Annotated in this window: 14 protein-coding genes; 9 read left to right on the top strand and 5 right to left on the bottom strand. The window is 66.0% G+C overall.

Features of this window, described 5'->3' with window-relative positions:
- Nucleotides 1–86: 86 nt before the first annotated feature.
- Complete coding sequence (locus ACWPMZ_RS08020) at nt 87–1,106, top strand: bile acid:sodium symporter family protein (RefSeq protein WP_455703482.1); 1,020 nt, start codon at nt 87–89, stop codon at nt 1,104–1,106.
- On the opposite strand, the gene ACWPMZ_RS08015 is transcribed toward ACWPMZ_RS08020, so the two are convergent.
- Both ACWPMZ_RS08015 and panB read right to left on the bottom strand, forming a co-directional pair.
- Complete coding sequence (locus ACWPMZ_RS08015) at nt 1,024–2,097, bottom strand: DUF475 domain-containing protein (protein ID WP_455703481.1); 1,074 nt, start codon at nt 2,095–2,097, stop codon at nt 1,024–1,026. The genes ACWPMZ_RS08020 and ACWPMZ_RS08015 overlap by 83 nt on opposite strands.
- Before the next feature lie 72 nt (nt 2,098–2,169).
- Nucleotides 2,170–3,039, bottom strand: a complete 870-nt coding sequence (gene panB, locus ACWPMZ_RS08010) for a 3-methyl-2-oxobutanoate hydroxymethyltransferase (RefSeq protein ID WP_455703480.1) — start codon at nt 3,037–3,039, stop codon at nt 2,170–2,172.
- Nucleotides 3,040–3,172: 133 nt separating this feature from the next.
- On the opposite strand from panB, the gene ACWPMZ_RS08005 reads away from it, so the two are divergent.
- On the top strand, nt 3,173–4,750 hold the full coding sequence (locus tag ACWPMZ_RS08005; RefSeq protein WP_455703479.1) for an amino acid permease: 1,578 nt from the start codon (nt 3,173–3,175) through the stop codon (nt 4,748–4,750).
- Between the two features lie 67 nt (nt 4,751–4,817).
- Here the strand turns inward: ACWPMZ_RS08005 and ACWPMZ_RS08000 are convergent, their stop codons facing one another.
- Nucleotides 4,818–5,285, bottom strand: a complete 468-nt coding sequence (locus tag ACWPMZ_RS08000) for a pyridoxamine 5'-phosphate oxidase family protein (protein WP_455703478.1) — start codon at nt 5,283–5,285, stop codon at nt 4,818–4,820.
- Between the two features lie 133 nt (nt 5,286–5,418).
- Here ACWPMZ_RS08000 and ACWPMZ_RS07995 point away from each other — a divergent pair, with 133 nt between their 5' ends.
- Nucleotides 5,419–6,153, top strand: coding sequence for a hypothetical protein (locus tag ACWPMZ_RS07995; protein WP_455703477.1), 735 nt, complete (start codon nt 5,419–5,421; stop codon nt 6,151–6,153).
- The gene (locus ACWPMZ_RS07990; RefSeq protein WP_455703476.1) at nt 6,053–7,645 is read left to right on the top strand and encodes a DUF6504 family protein; all 1,593 of its coding nucleotides are present in this window, start codon (nt 6,053–6,055) and stop codon (nt 7,643–7,645) included. Before ACWPMZ_RS07995 ends, ACWPMZ_RS07990 begins: the two co-directional genes overlap by 101 nt.
- Here the strand turns inward: ACWPMZ_RS07990 and ACWPMZ_RS07985 are convergent.
- Both ACWPMZ_RS07985 and ACWPMZ_RS07980 read right to left on the bottom strand, forming a co-directional pair.
- Nucleotides 7,642–8,997 carry an MFS transporter gene (locus ACWPMZ_RS07985; protein ID WP_455703475.1) on the bottom strand — a complete coding sequence of 452 codons (1,356 nt, stop codon included), beginning with the start codon at nt 8,995–8,997 and terminating at the stop codon, nt 7,642–7,644. The two genes, ACWPMZ_RS07990 and ACWPMZ_RS07985, sit on opposite strands and share 4 nt — an antisense overlap.
- A gap of 112 nt (nt 8,998–9,109) precedes the next feature.
- Nucleotides 9,110–9,973 (bottom strand): alpha/beta fold hydrolase, encoded by an 864-nt coding sequence (locus tag ACWPMZ_RS07980; protein ID WP_455703474.1) that lies wholly within the window; start codon nt 9,971–9,973, stop codon nt 9,110–9,112.
- Between the two features lie 129 nt (nt 9,974–10,102).
- Between ACWPMZ_RS07980 and ACWPMZ_RS07975 the strand changes: the two genes are divergently transcribed.
- Genes ACWPMZ_RS07975 through ACWPMZ_RS07955 form a run of 5 tightly spaced genes read left to right on the top strand, consistent with a single transcriptional unit; the run spans nt 10,103 to nt 17,723 of the window.
- A complete protein-coding gene (locus ACWPMZ_RS07975) occupies nt 10,103–11,347 on the top strand; it encodes a putative DNA modification/repair radical SAM protein (protein ID WP_455703473.1) in 1,245 nt (414 codons plus the stop codon).
- On the top strand, nt 11,344–12,783 hold the full coding sequence (locus ACWPMZ_RS07970; protein WP_455703472.1) for a UdgX family uracil-DNA binding protein: 1,440 nt from the start codon (nt 11,344–11,346) through the stop codon (nt 12,781–12,783). Before ACWPMZ_RS07975 ends, ACWPMZ_RS07970 begins: the two co-directional genes overlap by 4 nt.
- A gap of 1 nt (nt 12,784) precedes the next feature.
- A complete protein-coding gene (locus ACWPMZ_RS07965; RefSeq protein ID WP_455703471.1) occupies nt 12,785–16,345 on the top strand; it encodes an error-prone DNA polymerase in 3,561 nt (1,186 codons plus the stop codon).
- Nucleotides 16,346–16,377: 32 nt separating this feature from the next.
- Complete coding sequence (locus tag ACWPMZ_RS07960; RefSeq protein ID WP_455703470.1) at nt 16,378–17,004, top strand: LysE family translocator; 627 nt, start codon at nt 16,378–16,380, stop codon at nt 17,002–17,004.
- A gap of 14 nt (nt 17,005–17,018) precedes the next feature.
- Nucleotides 17,019–17,723 (top strand): extensin-like domain-containing protein, encoded by a 705-nt coding sequence (locus ACWPMZ_RS07955; protein ID WP_455703469.1) that lies wholly within the window; start codon nt 17,019–17,021, stop codon nt 17,721–17,723.
- The last annotated feature ends 65 nt before the right edge of the window (nt 17,724–17,788 follow it).

Below are 17,788 nucleotides of genomic sequence, written 5' to 3'. Positions count from 1 at the left end.
CCTACGCAGGCTGCGATGGACGAATCGAGCAAGACACGGGCCGAACCTTGCAGGACCGAAGACTGCGGGCAGCACACGGGGCCAACATGGTTCGTGAGCTGATCGCGCGCACCGACCCGCTGGTGCGGCTGCTGCTGGCTGCGATCGTGCTTGCCTCGGTCCTGCCGGTCAGCGCGTCCCTGCGACCGGTCGCGCAAGGCGTTTCGAACGGGGCGGTCTTCCTGCTTTTCCTGCTGAACGGGTTGCGTCTGCCGCGTGCGGAGGTGTTGCGCGGCATCGGCCACGTACGCTTCCTGCTGCCGCTCGTCCTGTGGTGCTTTGGCGCGATGGCTCTGATCGGATGGGGCTTGTCGCATGCCCTGGCGGGGTGGTTGCCGCCATTGGTCGCGCTGGGGTTCTGCTATCTGGGCACACTGCCGTCGACGGTCCAGTCCGCGACCGCCTACTGCTCCCTGGCGGGGGGCAATGTGGCGAATTCGGTCGTGGCCGCGGCCTTGCTTAACATTCTCGGCGTGTTCATCACCGCCCCGTTGTTCGCCGCCCTGGCCGGCGGCGCGGCGGCGCCCTTCGATCTCGCCGCGCTCGAGAAGATTGCACTGATCCTGCTGCTACCATTCGTGATCGGACAGGTGGCGCAGGGCAAACTCGGCCATCTTGTCAGGGACCACCGCCAGGTCGCGACGTGGATGGACCGGACGGCGATTGCCATTGCGGTCTACGTCGCCTTTTCCGGAGCGGTCGAGGAGGGGCTCTGGAGCCGTGTCGGCCCGCAGGACTGGATCGTCCTGACCACCGCCATCGTGCTCTTCCTCTGCGTGGCCTTCGGCGGCGCGTGGCTGGTCTCGGGCGCGTCGCGCCTCTCGTTACGCGATCGCGCAGCCTTCCTGTTCTCGGGCGGCCAGAAATCGATCGCCATGGGTGCGCCGTTGGCCAGCGTGCTGTTCCCCGCGGGGACCGCCGGCCTCGTGCTATTGCCGGTGCTGGTCTATCACCTGCTGCAGCTGGTGATCAGCGCGCCTTTGGCTAGTCGCCTCGCACGGCGTCAGTCGGATCTACCTGATGCTTCCGCTTATGGCGGATCGACCACCACAGCGACAGACCGATAAGCACCGCGCCGATCAGGCCGGTGATCGTTTCGGGGATGTGCCACTTGGCCGACAGCAGCATGATCGCGCCCAGCGCGATGATAGCCCAGAAGGCACCGTGTTCCAGATAGAGGTACTCTGCCAGAGTGCCCTTCTTGACCAGGTGGATGGTCATCGAACGCACGAACATCGCGCCGATCGACAGGCCCAGGGCGATGACGATCATGTTGTTCGACAGGGCAAAGGCGCCGATCACCCCGTCGAAGCTGAAGCTGGCGTCGAGGATGTTCAGATAGAGGAACCCGCCAAGGCCGCTGCGCACCACGGCGCCGGCCATGCGCAGCTTCTCCTCGCGCAGTTCGAGGATGGTATTGACCCCTTCGACCGCGATGAAGGTCACCAGACCAAGAATGCCGGCAACGAGGAAGGTGAGCGCTTCTGCCGGGTCGAGCATGGCCGAAATGCCCCACAGGGCCAGCAGCAGGATCGCAATTTCGGCCGCGGGGAGAGCGGCGAACCGGGCGAGCCGTTCCTCGATGAAACGGATCCAGTGAACGTCCTTCTCGCCATCGAAAAAGAACTTGAGGCCAACCATGGCCAGAAAAGCGCCGCCGAACCCGGCGATGCCGACGTGCGCCGAATTGACGATCTCCTCGTAGCGCCGGGGATCGTTCAGCGACAGGTCGATGGTCTCGAGCGGCCCCAGGCCGGCGGCAATGGCCACGATGGCGAGGGGGAAAACCACTCGCATTCCGAAGACCGCGAAGGCGATGCCCCAGGTGAGGAACCGCCGCTGCCAGACCTCGTCCATGTCCTTGAGCACCGAGGCGTTGACCACCGCGTTATCGAAGCTGAGCGAAATCTCGAGAATCGACAGGACGAAGATGATCCACAGCATCTGCGCGGTCGCGCTGGCAGAACCGGTCGAAGACCATCCGTACCACCCCCCGAGCCCGAGGCAGATCAGGGTAAAGATTAAGGAGAACCCGTAGAACTGCCGAATGGTGGCCATGCGCGGACCTTGCTGCTGTAAATCGTGCTGCGCGCTAGGCCAGTTGCGGCCCGCTCGCAAGCGAGGCGAGTTTCACTTTGCCTGGTAAAGCTGGTCCTCGCCGGGAAAGGAGCGGTCGCGGACCTCGCCGGCGTAGCGCTGGGCCGCCGCCGAGATCGTCGCGGCGATATCCTCGTAGCGTTTGACGAAGCGGGGGACCCGTTCGAACATCCCGAGCATATCCTCGGTCACCAGCACCTGCCCGTCGCACCGCGCCGACGCGCCGATCCCGATCGTGGGGCAGGCGACCGCCTCGGTTGCGGCGATGGCGATCGGTTCGACGACCCCCTCTATCACGATGGCAAAGGCGCCCGCCTGGTCGAGCGCTACCGCGTCACCGACGATCTTTTCAGCTTCGCCCTCGCTGCGTCCGCGGGCGCCGTATCCCCCCAGGACGTTGACCGCCTGCGGCGTCAGCCCGACGTGGCCCATCACGGGAATTCCGCGCTGGACGAGAAATTCGACCGTGGGCGCCATTGCGGCACCTCCTTCGAGCTTGACCGCGGCTGCACCGCTCGCCTTCAGCAGGTGGGCAGCGCTTTCGAACGCCTGCGCCGGTGAAGCTTCATAGCTGCCGAACGGCATGTCGACCGCGACCACCGCGTGATAGCTGCCCCGCACCACGGCCGCGGCATGGTTCACCATCATCTCGAGCGTTACCGGCACCGTGGACGGCAGGCCGTAAATTACCTGACCGAGTGAATCGCCGACCAACAGGAGATCGCAATGCGCATCGAGGAGTTGCGCCTGGCGGGCGGTATAGGCGGTCAGCATCACCAGCGGTTCGGTGGTGTTGCCGTCCACCTTGCGGTTGCGCAGCGCCGGCACGGTCAGGCGCTTCATCGGCTGGGGCGTGGGATTGGCGCGGCTCGTGGACGTGTCGAGCTGGAAGGTGGTGGACATGCCGGCGTTGTAAGCGCCCCGGAAGGCCGGGGAAACCCCGCAGATTGCGCCTTGTATTGCCGCCCTCAGGCGCTAGCCTCTCGAGCATTCAAGGGGCGGAGCCTAATCAGGCCGCCGAATGAGGGAAATTTCTATGTTGTTCGAACGGGTCAAGCCGCTGGACGCCATTCTTGCGACCGCGCAAAAGAAGTCGCTTCACCGGTCGCTCGGGTGGTTCCAGCTTACGTTGCTGGGCATCGGATCGGTGATCGGAACCGGCATCTTCGTACTCACCGCCGCCGGCGCGCAGAAGGCGGGACCGGGTCTCATGCTCGCGTTCGCGATCGCCGGCCTGATCTGCATTGCAGCGGCGCTGTGCTACGCGGAAATCTCCTCGATGATCCCGGTCGCGGGGAGCGCCTATACCTACAGCTATGCCAGCATGGGCGAAATTCTCGCCTGGACGGTCGGCTGGGCGCTGATCATGGAGTATGCCATCGCCGCCGCGGCAGTGTCCGTCGGCTGGTCGGGTTATTTCTCCGGCACGATTCTAACCGAGTTCATGGGCGTGCAGTTGCCAGCCTGGCTGGCGGCAGGTCCGCTCGCCTTTGGCGGAGCGCCGGGCGGTTTCATCAACCTGCCGGCGCTGTGCATCGCCTTGCTGGTCACGGGCTTGCTGGTTATCGGCACGAGCGAAAGCGCCAAGTTCAATGCCGTGCTGGTGCTGATCAAGGTCGTTGCCCTGACGGTGTTCATCGCGCTGACCTTCAGCAGCCCGGAATTCGATACCGGCAAGTTCAACCCGTTCCTTCCGGCCGGGGTGTTCGGCCAGTGGGGCCTCGGCGTCGGCGCGGTGGGCGCGGCGGCGACGATCTTCTTCGCCTACGTCGGGTTCGATTCCGTCTCCACCGCCGCCGAAGAAACGATCAACCCCCAGCGCAACGTGCCGATCGGCCTGATCGCCTCCCTGCTGTTCTGCACGGTGTTCTACATCCTCGTGGCCGCCGGTGCGATTGGCACGCTTGGCGGGCAGCCGATCATGGGGCCGGACGGCATTCCCTTCCCGGCCGGTTCGGAAGAACTGGCGCGGCAGTGCGCTCTGCCCGAGCACGCGGAAGCACTGGTTTGCTCCAACGAGGCGCTTGCTCACGTGCTGCGGACCATCGGCTTCTCCAGCGTCGGCAACATGCTCGGGGTGGCGGCGTTCCTTGCGCTGCCGTCGGTCATCCTGGTGCTGATCTACGGTCAGACCCGCATCTTCTTCGTGATGAGCCGCGACGGCTTGCTGCCGGAGAAGCTCAGCACGGTGCACCCCAGGTTCCGCACCCCGCACATCGTGACGATGGTCACCGGCGGCATCGTGGCGGTGGGCGCGGCGTTCTTCCCGGTTGGCCAGCTGGCTGACATCTCGAACGCGGGCACGCTCTATGCCTTCATGATGGTCGGGATCGCCCTGCTGGTCCTGCGGCGCAAGGATCCTACGCGCAAGCGCCACTTCCGCGTGCCGGCCGTGTGGATCATTGTACCCTTCACGATCGTCGGATGCGTGTTCCTGTTCGTCAACCTGCCGTTCACGGCGATGCTGTTCCTGCCGGGTTGGGGCCTCCTCGGCCTGCTGATCTATTTTGGATACAGCCGCAGCCGCAGCCATCTTGGGCGCGGGATCGTCGAAGTGGTCGACGATATCGAGGGCGAGCACACGATGATCCCGGTCGATCCGCCGAAGAACTGACCGCAATACAAAAGGGGGCCGCCTTCCGAAAAAGGCGGCCCCCTACGCGCGTGACGGACGCGTTCCGTTAAAGTGTGGTTTCGGTGTGTTCCTTGCGCGCTTCTTCTTCGACGCTGAAGCCGAGCAGCATTCGCGCGGTGTCGATCAGGCCCATGTCGGCGTTCCAGATTTCCGCCTGGCCAAGATCCATCCGCAGCATCAGCAGGTTCGGATCGTCCTTCCCGTCAAACCAGGATTCGACCGCCGGGCTCCACTGCTTGTCGAGACGCGCGATGTTGGTTTCCTCGCTCAGTACGCCCGAAAAGCGGCAGAAGATCTGATTGTCCTTGCCGGAGAACGTGGCGGTGGCCGGGCCCATCTTGGCCAGCGGGTGATCGCGCGTGGTGAAGAACCAGATGGCGCTGTTGGCATCCTTGTCGAGCTGCGCGGTCATCGGGACGGCGGTGGTCGCGTCGTTATCGAGCTGCAGAAATACGAAGGGACTGGCGTTGAGGGCTTTCCAGAATTTGTCTTTGAGGTCTTGAGCGTCGCTCATGGTTTTCTCCTTTGGCCGATCAACGGAAATGCCTTTGGCAGGTTCCGCCGGGCTGGAGCGGGGAAAACGGCGGCCGGTCGATTGCCAAGCGGAACAGGAGGGAACATAAAGAGAACACAGGAGTCGATTCGACATGGACCTTTCCACCTTGCCCACGGCCGGCGAGCTGGCTTCGCTCGGCGAGCGCGCTGCGCATTGGCGGCCGGGATTGCCCGGCGCGCGCCATAACGAGGTATTCGCTCCGGGCTGCGATGCCAGCGGCGTTTCGACTGCCTTGGCGCTTGCCTTCGACCAGCTGCGCACCGCCAGCTCGGAACATGTCGGGCAGCGCGATGTGCTGTGGGTGCAGGATGCCGCGGCGATCCGGCTCGGCGGCCGTCCCTATCGTCCGGGCCTGCCCGATGCCCTGCGCCGCCGCCTGATCCACGTGTCGGCCAAGACGCCGGAGGATGCACTCTTCGCACTGGAGGAAGGGGTGCGCTGCCGCGACCTTGCCTTCGTGGTTGGGGAGATCGCCGGAAACCCCCGCGCACTCGATTTCACCGCTTCGCGCCGCCTGACGCTCGCAGCCGAGCGGCACGCGGTGTCGCTCTGGCTGGTCAGGCTCGATGCGGCGCGCGACCTCAGTTCGGCGCGCCTGCGGTGGGACGTTGCGGCAGCCGTTTCGCCTTCACCGCGCTGGAACCCCGCCGCGCCCGGCCGCCCGAGCTGGCGTGCCGAGTTGTTCCGCGCCCGCAGCCACCGTCCCGGAGAATGGATATTGCGCGATGAGGAAGACCACCTCGCCGCCGACCGCTTCACCCCCGCCGCGCAGGATCCTGTCGATCTGGCTGGCGAGGCTGGCGGTCGATCGCTGGCGGCAGGCTGAAGGCTGCCAGGAAGGGCAGGGGGCGGATGCCGACCCCCTGGCGCTGATCACCGAGACCGCGCACGGTCCGCGGATCGACGCGGCCAATCGGGCGGGCTTCGCCGCTGGCGCGCGCGCCGGCATGATGCTGGCCGATGCGCGCACGCTCTGCCCCGCGCTCAAGGTCGTCCCCAGCGATCCGGCGGGCGATCTCGACTTCCTCGAAAGGCTGGCCGTCTGGTCGCGCCGCTGGGGCCCGTGGAGCGCGCTCGATCCACCGGACGGGGTACTGGTGGACGTCACCGCCGTGGCGCACATCTTCGGGGGCGAGGAGCGGTTGCTGGCCGATGCGCAGGACGTGTTCGCGCACCGCGGGCTGACGGCCAGACTGGCCATTGCGCCCACCGCCGGCGCTGCGTGGGCCCTGGCCCACTTCGGACCCGAGCGTGCGATCCTGTCATCCTGTGCCGGGGAGGATGTGCCCGCAGCCCTTGCCGACCTGCCGGTCGGTGCGCTGCGGCTCGACGACGATGTCGTGCTGGTGCTCCGCCGTCTCGGGCTCAAGCGGTTGGGGCAACTGGCGACTATCGGGCGGGACGCGATCCAGCGGCGCTTCCGCAATCGCCGTTCGCCTGCGGCCAATCCGCTGGTGCGGATGGATCAGATCGTGGGCCGGGTACCCGAACCCTTGTTGCCGGTCGTCCCGCCGCAATTTCCGCTGGTCCAGCGGCGGCTGATGGAGCCGATCCGCCATCGCCCGCTGCTCGACCAGGTGGTCGAAGATCTTGCAGGGGATATGGCGCGCCAGCTCGAAGGGATGGGGCAGGGTGCGCGCCGGCTCGAACTGGGCATGTGGAGGGTCGACGGAGAGGTCGTGCTCCGCACGCTCGAATTCGCCGCCGCCACGCGGGAAGCGGGGCACATCGTGCGCCTTTTCGCCAGTCGCCTCGACGACGTGGAGGCCGGTTTCGGGATCGAGATGGTCCGGTTGCGGGCAAGCTGGGCCGAACCGCTGGCACTCGCCCAGGCCGACTTTGAGGCCGCGGCCGAGGAGCACGGCACAAGCCTTGCCGCCTGCGTGGACCGGCTGACCGTGCGGTTAGGCGAGAACGCCGTCCGCCGGCCGGTGCCGCACGCCAGCCACATCCCCGAACGCGCCCAGAAATGGCAAGCGCCGCTCGCCCCCCAACCCGCCAGCCAGGGCGAGCTGGCGTTTCACGCGCGCCCCCTGAAGATGCTCGACCGGCCTGAGGCGATCGCCGTGCTTTACGCCACGCCCGACGGCTTCCCGCAGAAGTTCCGCTGGCGCGGCCGGGTTCACGAGGTGGCCCGTGTCGAGGGGCCCGAACGCATCGCCCCCGAATGGTGGCGCGAGAAGGGCACCGCGCGCCTGCGGGATTACTATCGCATCGAGGATGGCGAAGGCCGCCGCTACTGGATCTACCGCCACGGCCTCATCGGTGACGGGCGGGGCGGATTGCCCGACTGGTTCCTGCAGGGCTTGTGTGCCTAGGCGAGCGCCGCCTTGCGCTTGGGCTCGACTTGCCGATCGATGATGAAGGCCGCGGCAAAGACCATCAGCGAAATGACCGTCAGCACGGCGAAATACCACACGAAGCTGCCTTCGCCGCCAAGACCGATCAGCCAGCCCCCTCCCAGCACCATCGTGATCGACATCACGCGGCCGGAAGTGATCACCATGCCGATCCCGCCGGCGCGGCACGAGTGGGGATAGCCCGACGCCATGACCACGTAGAATACGGTGATCATCATGCTGACCAGACCAACGGCGAGACCTTCGAGAAACACGATGACGTCGATCTGCGACGGCGTCGGCGCCCCGTCGAGGTTCTCGAGCATCACGCCAAGGACAACGATCGTCGCCAGGATCGCCGCAGCGCCCGCAATGATGACCGCCTTCGACCCGAACGCCCGCGTGGTCAGCCCGGCGGACAACCCGCCGACGATCGACAGGATGCCCTGCCAGAAACTGGCCCGCAGAGCCTGCTCCAAGGTGAAGCCCGCCGTCGTCAGCAATTCGGGCGTCCAGTTCAGCAGGCCGTAGACCAGCGTGGTCGTGGCGGAAAAGCTGATCACCATGCCGATGTTGAGCATGCGGTTGCTGCGATGGAAAATGCCGATCTGCTCTCCTGCACCAGCATTGTCGCGCACCACGGACTCCGGCAGAAGTTCGATCGACGGATCGATCACGCGCGCGGCGCTCTTCTGCGCTTCCTCCTTGCGACCCTTGCCGAGCAGATAGGCCGGCGGCTCGCGCAGGAAGAGGATCAGGATCGCACCCAGGACGAGCGAGGCGACGCCGAAAATCTGGAACGCGCCGCGCCAGCCGTATTCCGGCAGCAGCACCGGCATCAGCGCCGCGCTCACCGAAATACCCACCGGGATGCCGACCGAGAGAAACGAAACGGCGTGGGGCCGCCATTTCTCGCTCACCCAATCGCTGACGAGGGCAAGGGCGTTGGGATAGGCGGCACCGAAGCCCAGGCCGCCGATCGTGCGGACGGCCGCCATCTCCCACACGGTGTTCGTCCACGCTGCTGCAATGGTCGACCCGCCGAAGATGAGGCAGGCGATGAACAGTGTGCGCAGCCGGCCGATCTTGTCGCCCAGCATGCCGCCGAAGATCGAGCCGAAGCCCATACCGAACAGCGAGGCGGCCAGGGCAGGACCGAAGACCGCGCGGTCGATCTGCCACTCGTCGAGGATGACCGGCGTGACCAGCGATAGCGACTGGAGATCGATGCCGTCGATGACCAGGAGTGCTAGCCCCAGCCCCATCACCAGCATCTGGTAAGGGCGCAAGGGCGCGTCGGCGATCGCTTCGCTGAAAGTCTTTTGCGTCATCGGCCTCTCCCCAGCCTTTTGGGGATGATGTCAGGCAGGAGGGGCCGCGTCCATCGGCAAAAAGAAAGGCGCGCCACACGGGCGCGCCTTCCAATTCAACGGATTGCCTGGTTCAGGCCGGTTCGATGATGCGCTGCTCGTAGCTTTGCGAGGCGCCTCCGCGGTCGAGGAACGCGGTGATGTCGTCGATCAGGCGCTGCGTCTGCGTGGCGAACACGCCGTGGGGTTCGCCGTCGTATTCGATGATCTCCGCGGTGGGGACCTGGGCGGCAACCACGCGCCCGGTGGCATCGATCGGAACGGTCACGTCCTTGGTGCCATGGATGACCAGCGTCGGCACGGTCAGGCTCGGCAAATCGGGGCGGAAGTCGGTCGTCGCGAACGCTTCGGCTGCCTTGAGCGTAGCGTACTGGCCCGCCTTCATCGTGGTCATCCAGGCCCAGTCGAGTTCCTCGTCGCTCACGTCGTCGCCATAGAAATCCTCGAAGAAATCGGTGAAGAAGGCGCGGAAATCCTCCTTCATTCCGGCGGTCATCTCGTCGAAGGTTTCCTGCGGCACGCCATTGGGGTTGTCGTCGGTCTGGAGCATGTACGGAACGACCGAACTGACGAGCACCGCCTTCGATACGCCCGCTCCGCCGTGACGGCTCATGTACCGTGCGATTTCGCCGCCACCCATCGAGAAGCCGACGAGGGCCACGTCCTGGCTTGCGCCTGTTGCCTTCATGACGTCGGCCAGATCGTCGGCGAACGTGTCGTAATCGTATCCGGTCTTGGGCTGGTCCGACCTCCCGAAACCGCGGCGGTCGTAGGCGATCGCGCGGTATCCGGATTCCGCGAGTGCCATCATGACCGGATCCCAGCTATCGGCCGACAAGGGCCAGCCGTGGATGAGGATGACCGGCGGGCCATCGCCGAGCTCCTTGTAGAAAAGCTGAGTGCCGTCGCGCGTGGAGAGGGTATTTATCGAAGTCATCGGGTCCGCCTTCGTTGTAGGTGCTGACGGAAGCTCCGAGAGGCGATCCTGTTCCGTTTGTGCGACGAAGCGCCCCGCACGGCGTTGGAAAGGACTGGCAAATCCCCGATAAGAACATATAAGGAACGGATGGGTCAGCTCAGCATCATCGAAAAGCTCGAAATCCTTGCCGACGCGGCAAAATACGACGCGTCCTGCGCATCCTCGGGGACGAGCAAACGCAATTCGAAGGGCGGTAAGGGCATCGGCTCGACCGAGGGAATGGGCATCTGCCACGCCTATGCGCCCGACGGGCGGTGCATCTCGCTGCTCAAGATTCTCCTGACCAATCATTGCGTGTTCGACTGCCACTACTGCGTCAATCGCAAGAGCTCGAACGTTCGGCGCGCGCGTTTCACGCCGCAGGAAGTGGCCGACCTCACTCTCAGCTTCTATCGCCGCAACTACATCGAGGGGCTGTTTCTCTCCTCGGGCATCGTCAAAAGCTCGAACCATACGATGGAGCAACTGGTGGAGACCGCGCGCATCCTGCGCGAGGATCACGACTTCCGGGGCTACATCCACCTCAAGTCGATCCCCGAAGCCGATCCCGGGCTGGTGCACCAGGCCGGGCTTTATGCGGACCGGGTGTCGATCAACGTCGAATTGCCGACCGACGCGGGGCTGACCCGTCTCGCGCCGGACAAGGATGCTCGGCAGATCGAAGGCGCGATGGGCGGCGTCAAAATGGCGATTGTCGAGGCCAAGGATGCGCGCAAGCGGTTCAAGCACGCCCCGCGCTTCGCGCCTGCCGGCCAATCCACTCAGATGATCGTGGGGGCAGATGCGGCGACCGATGCGGATATTGTGGGCAAAGCAAGTCGGCTCTACGACCGGTTCCGGCTGCGGCGGGTCTACTACAGCGCGTTTTCGCCCATTCCGGACGCCAGCGCCGTACTGCCGCTCAAGCGCCCGCCGCTGATCCGCGAGCACAGGCTTTACCAGTCCGACTGGCTGATGCGCTTCTACGGCTATCTGCCGGGCGAGGTCATGCAGGCGACGGAAGCCGACGGTAACCTGCCGCTGGATATCGATCCCAAGCTGGCCTGGGCGCTCAAGTTCCGCGAGCGCTTCCCGGTCGACGTCAATCGCGCGCCCCGCGAGGCGCTTTTGCGCGTTCCGGGGCTGGGGGTGCGGGCGGTCAATCAGATCATCGCCAGCCGGCGGCATCGCACGCTGAGGCTGGACGACGTAGGAAAGCTCACTGTCTCGATCGCCAAGGTGCGCCCCTTCCTGGTGACCTGTGACTGGCGGCCGATCACGCTGACCGATCGCGCCGATTTGCGGGCGCTGCTCGCGCCCAAGCAGGAGCAATTGGAGCTGTTCGCCGCATGACCGCGCTGCAGCACGTCAAGCTGGGCACGTATTACGTGGTCAACCTGGCCGAACCCGACGATTTCGACTTCTGGCGCGAAAGGGCCCGCGGGCTGGTGCAATGCGAAGTGCCGCCCGACCGCGTTGCCTGGGTCGCGCCGGGCGGATCGGGCAGCTTGTTCTCGCATGGCGACCGCCGCCTGCCCGTGCCCGGAAGCGATGCCGTGGTAGTGCGCGCGAGCAAGCAGTTCGTGCAGTTGGCCAAGATGGCCATTTGCCATTCGGACCCTGAGCGGTTCGCATTGCTCTACCGTCTGCTCTGGCGGCTGCAGGCCAATCCCAGGGCGCTGGAAGATCGGGCCGATCCCGACGTCCGGCGGCTCGACGAACTGGCCCGCACGGTGCGCCGCGACATCCACAAGATGCGGGCCTTCACCCGGTTCAGGCTGGTCGAGACGGGGGATGCAGACGCTCCCGAGCATTTCGCCGCCTGGTTCGAGCCCGAACATCACATCCTGCGCGCCAATGCGGGGTTCTTCGTGCGCCGCTTTTCCAACATGAGCTGGTCGATCCTGACGCCGCAGGGTTCGCTTCACTGGGACGGCAAGACGCTGGAGGAAGGTCCTCCGGCGCAGCGCGGGGATGCCCCCGCGGGCGATCCGATGGAGGACCTCTGGCGCAAGTACTATGCATCGATCTTCAATCCCGCGCGTTTGAAGATCGGGGCCATGCTCAAGGAAATGCCCCGCAAGTACTGGAAGAATATGCCCGAAGCGGCGCTCATTCCCGAGCTTATCGCAGGGGCACAGGGGCGCGAGGCGGCAATGGTGGAAGCGGGCGAACTGGACATGGGCGAACGGCCCGGCTCGTTGACTGCAATCGACAAGGCAATCCATGCCTGCCGCCGCTGCCCGATCGGCCTATTGGACAATCATGCCGTCATGGGGGAAGGGCCGCAGGACGCCGCCCTGATGATCGTCGGCGAGCAGCCCGGCGACCAGGAAGATCTTGCCGGGCGGCCCTTCGTCGGACCTGCCGGACAGGTGCTCGACACTCATCTCGAAGCCGCCGGGATCGACCGCCGCGCGGCCTACGTCACCAACGCGGTCAAGCATTTCAAGTTCGTGCCGCGAGGCAAGCGCAGGCTGCACCAGTCGCCGACCGCCAAGGAAATCGATATCTGCCGCTGGTGGGTCGAGAGCGAGCGCGAGATCGTGCAGCCCAAGCTGATCCTGGCGCTGGGTGCCAGCGCGGCCCGCGGGATGCTCGGCAAGACGGTCAGCATCTCGAAAGCCCGCGGTGCGCCCATTCCGCTCGAGGATGGCAGCGAACTGTGGGTTACCGCACACCCCAGCTATCTCCTGCGGCTCGACGGCCCGGCGCGCGACGAACAGGAGCGCCTGTTTGCCGCCGACCTTGCCGCGGTGAAGGAGCGGTTGGCGGAAATGGCAGGCTGATGTGCCCGAGAACGACCTTCTCGTTCCCCGCCGCAGGATCGAGCTAGACGACGAGGTCCTGACCCCGCCGCCGCGCGCACCGTTCGTCGAGCTGGGGCTGGTCAGCAACTTCAGCTTCCTGCGCGGGGCATCGGACGCGGTGGACCTGGTCCTGACCGCGCATGCCCTTGGCTACGATGCGATCGGCATTGCCGATGCCAATTCGATGGCCGGCGTGGTGCGGATACATACCGAAGCCAAGACCTTGCGCATGACGCCGGTGATCGGCTGCAGGATAGAGACGGTGGAAGGGCTCGCCTTCCTGGCCTATCCCACGGACCGGGCCGCCTACGGCAATCTGTGCCGCCTGATATCCGCCGGCCGGATGGCGAAACTGGACGGCGAGTGGCAGGACAAGGGCGTTTGCGACATCTCATTGCCCATGCTGGCGGGCCATTGCGAGGGTTTGCAGCTGATCCTGCTGCCCCCGGCCGATCTCGATGCGCAGTTCTGCGTGCCGGGTTGGGCCGGCAATGTCGTGGGGCTTGACGGCGAGCCGATCCACACACCGGCTTTGGCGCCGTTCAGTCAGGCTTTGGTGCATCTGCGCGCCGGGTTGCCGGGGTTGCGCCACCTGGCCGCGAGCTATCTCCACAGCGGGGACGATATCGCCCGGATCGACCGGATCGAGGCACTGGCGCGGGCCAACGGCCTTGCGCTTCTGGCGACGAACGACGTCCATTACCATGCGCCGGAGCGGCGGCCGCTGCAGGATGTCATGACGGCGATCCGGCACAAGACGACCGTCGCCGGTGCAGGCCACCTGCTGCATGCCAATGCCGAGCGGCACCTCAAGAGCCCCGCGGAGATGATCCGACTGTTCCAGCGTTGGCCCCAGGCCATCGCCGAGACGCGCAAGGTGGCCGATGCCTGCAGGTTCACGCTGGACGAACTGCGCTACGAATATCCGGAAGAGATCTACCCCGAAGGCCAGACGCCGCAGGAGTTCCTCGAAAGCGAAACGTGGAAGGGTGCCGATTGGCGCTATCCGTCAGGATTGCCGGATACTGTCCGCAGCACGATCGAGCGTGAGCTGGCGCTGATCGGCAAGCTCGAGCTTGCGCGCTATTTCCTGACCATCAAGGACATCGTTGATTTCGCGCGCACCGGTGTCGATCCGCCGATCCTGTGCCAGGGGCGCGGCTCGGCCGCCAACTCGGCGGTGTGCTATTGCCTGGGTATCACCAGCGTCGATCCGGCAAAGCACGTCTTGCTGTTCGACCGCTTCATCTCCGAAGAACGCAAGGAGCCGCCCGACATCGACGTCGATTTCGAGCACGAGCGGCGCGAAGAGGTGATCCAGTACATCTATCGCAAGTACGGCCGCCAGCGCGCGGGGCTGTGCGCCACGGTGATCCACTATCGCCCCCGCATGGCGATCCGCGAGGTCGGCAAGGCGATGGGCCTGTCGGAGGACGTCACCAGCGCGCTGGCGAGGACGGTCTGGGGCGGGTGGGGCAAGGAGATCGGCGAAAAGCATGTGGCCGAAACCGGCTTGGATGCTGCCGATCCTCACCTTGTCCGCGTGCTCAAGCTGACCGAGCAGATGATCGGCATGCCGCGCCATCTGAGCCAGCACGTCGGCGGTTTCATCCTGACCGACGGACCGCTGACCGAAACCGTCCCGATCGGCAACGGCGCCATGCCCGAACGTAGCTTCATCGAATGGGACAAGGACGATATCGAGGCACTCGGCATCCTCAAGGTCGACGTGCTCGCCCTGGGGATGCTGACCTGCATCAGGAAATGCCTGAACCTGCTGGAAGAGCACCACGAGCGCTGCCTGACCCTCGCCACCGTCCCGCGCGAGGATCCGGAGGTCTACGCCATGCTCCGCAAGGGCGATTCCCTCGGCGTGTTTCAGGTGGAGAGCCGGGCGCAGATGAACATGCTGCCCCGCCTGCGCCCGCGCGAGTTCTACGATCTCGTCATCCAGGTGGCCATCGTGCGGCCGGGGCCGATCCAGGGCGACATGGTGCATCCCTACCTCAAGCGCCGCCGGGGCGAGGAGCGGGTCGAAATCCCAGCTCCAGGACCAGAGCACGGTCCGCCCGACGAGTTGTCCAGCATCCTAGAGCGCACCCTGGGCGTGCCGATCTTCCAGGAGCAGGCGATGAAGATCGCGCTGGATGCGGCCCAGTTCTCTTCGAAGGAAGCCAACCGGCTGCGCAAGGCCATGGCGACCTTCCGCAGCCGCGGCATGGTCGACGAGCTTCAGGACATGATGGTCGAGCGGATGGTCGAGCGCGGGTATGACCGCGAATTCGCCCAGCGCTGCTTCAACCAGATCCGCGGTTTCGGCGAATACGGCTTCCCCGAAAGCCATGCCGCCAGCTTCGCGCATCTCGTCTACGTTTCGAGCTGGCTGAAGTGCCATTTCCCCGCGGCGTTCGGCTGCGCGTTGCTCAACTCCCAGCCCATGGGTTTCTACGCTCCCGCGCAGATTGTGCGCGATGCGCATGAGCACGGGGTCGAAGTGCTGCCCGTGGACGTCAATCACAGCGAGTGGGACTGCTCACTGGAAGCCTTGCGTCCCGCCCAGGCCGGAGCTCCCGACGCGCAGGGGCGGTTCGACCGCCATGTCGCGCTGCGCCTGGGCCTGCGCCAGATCGACGGCCTGCCCGAGCATGTGGCCGCGCGCCTTGTGGCGGAACGCGAGGAACACGGTCCCTACCGCGATGTGGCGGAACTGCGCGACCGCGCGAGGCTCTCGCCCGCTCACGTCGAGCGCCTCGCCAGCGCGGATTGCTTCAGGTCGCTTGGCCTTCCCCGGCGGCAGGCACTGTGGGACGCACGCAGCCTGATCGGCGGGGAGGACCTGCCGCTGTTCCGCGCGGCGGACGAGCGCGACGAAGGGGCCGAAGGCCGGCGCACCGCCTTGCCGCGCATGCCGCTGAGCGAAGAGGTCGTGGCCGATTACCAGACCACGCGGCTCAGCCTCAAGGCGCACCCCATGGCCTTCCTGCGCGCATCGCTGGCCGAGCGTGGCTTCGTCCGCGCCTGCGATCTGCGCGAGCGCAAGTTCCGCAGTCTCGTCCATGTGGCCGGCGTGGTGTTGATCCGCCAGCGGCCCGGCAGCGCCAAGGGCGTCTGCTTCATCACGCTGGAGGACGAGACCGGGGTGATCAACCTCGTCGTCTGGCCCGACCTCAAGGAGAAGCAGCGGCGCGTCGTGATGGGCAGCCGCCTGATGGAGGTGCGCGGGCGGGTGGAATACGACGACGAGGTGATCCACGTGATCGCCCAGCACATGACCGATGCCACGCACGATCTGCACAGGCTGTCGGACGACCTGATCAAGACGCCGATCGCCCGCGCCGACCACTGCAACAACCCCTTGCCGGCCAAGTTCGGCCCGAAGGACAACCTTCGCGAAGGCCCCGACGACCCCTTCGTGCCCGTCGAGCCGTGGGAGCCGCCGGGCCCCGGCAATCGCGAATGCGGGTTTCATCAGGGGCATCCGCGAGACGCGCGGATCGTGCCCAAGCTGCTCCCGCTCCCCCCGTCGCGCGATTTCCATTGACCCTGTGCGCACCCGCGCCATGAGGCGCGCCGATGGATCCGGAACGCCTCCTCGCCTTTGCCGTGATGACAGGGCTGACCAGCATCGTGCCCGGCCCTTCGATGCTGTTCGTCATGACCGAATCGGTCTGGCGCGGTGCGCGGGCGGGCTGGGCAGCGCTGATCGGCATGCAGATCGGCTACCTCTTCTGGTGGGCACTGGCGGCGATCGGGCTCGGCTCGCTGGCCAAGGCCTTTCCCACGGCGTTCGACCTGCTTGCCATCGGCGGGGCCCTGTACATCGCGTGGCTCGGCGCCAAGGCCCTGCGCCGCGCCGGTGACCTGGCCGCACAAGGCCAGACCGCTGCGCCGCCGCCTTCGACCAGCGCGTTTCGCGACGGCATACTGGTCGCCGTGGGGAATCCCAAGGCGCTGATATACGTCGTCGCGCTGCTGCCGCCGTTCGTCCACCCCGACCTGCCCGTCGCATCGCAATTCGGCGCGTTGATCGCGATCGGCACCGTGCTGGATCTGCTGGTGGGGGCTGCCTACATCTATGCCGGCAACAGGCTCGCGCGGGCAATGGATCGCCCGGCCACCCGGGTATGGATCGATCGCGGGGTCGGGACGGCCTTCATCCTCATCGCGCTTGGTATCCTGGCGGAACTTCTGCTGCTCTGAACGATACCGTGGGCATGCAAGTCCCGCGCATCGACGGCCCCGCCTTCTGGTTGCTGATCGTCGCGTCGCTCGTCCTGGCTGGGCGGGCCTGGTTGCATGACCATCCGCAACACGATCCCTGGGCGCCGCTCGATCTGCGCGATCCGCCGGGATGGGCAACCCAGCGCAAGATTTCCGCACTGCGGAGCGACCCGGCCGCCTGCCTCGCGGTGCTGGAGCGAAGCGAGATTGCCTTCGAACGCCTGGACGCGCGCGGCGAGGGATCCTGCCGGCAGGACGACAGGACGGTGCTGGAGGACCTGGCTCTTTCCCCGCAAAAGCCCGCCGCCACATGCGCGGTCGCCGCGGCAACCAGCCTGTGGATGGCACGCGATGTCCAGCCCGCGGCCGGGGATCTGCTCGGTTCTCCCGTCGCGAGGCTGGAGCACTTCGGCACCTATTCCTGCCGCCGGATCAGCAATCGCGACGACGGGCGTTGGAGCGAGCACGCAACCGGAAACGCCATCGACATCTCCGGCTTCGTGCTGGCGGACGGGCGGCGGATTTCGGTCCTGTCGAACTGGAACGGTGAAGACGAAGAGGCCCGCTTCCTGCGCCGCGTGCGCGATGGGGCCTGTGCGGTATTCGGCACCGTTCTGTCGCCCGACTACAACGCCGCACACCGCGACCACCTGCATTTCGACCAGGCAGCCCGGGGCTTCGGTTCATTTTGCCGTTGATGCAGGGCGGAATGGCCGCAAGTTCCCGTTGCGTTGCGGCGCACGATAGGGTCAGTTGCTCCTGA

The sequence above is a fragment of the Tsuneonella sp. HG222 genome, assembly GCF_053819185.1.
The sequence above is the reverse complement of the archived record's forward strand: the minus strand, read 5'-3'. Positions and strand labels throughout refer to the sequence as shown.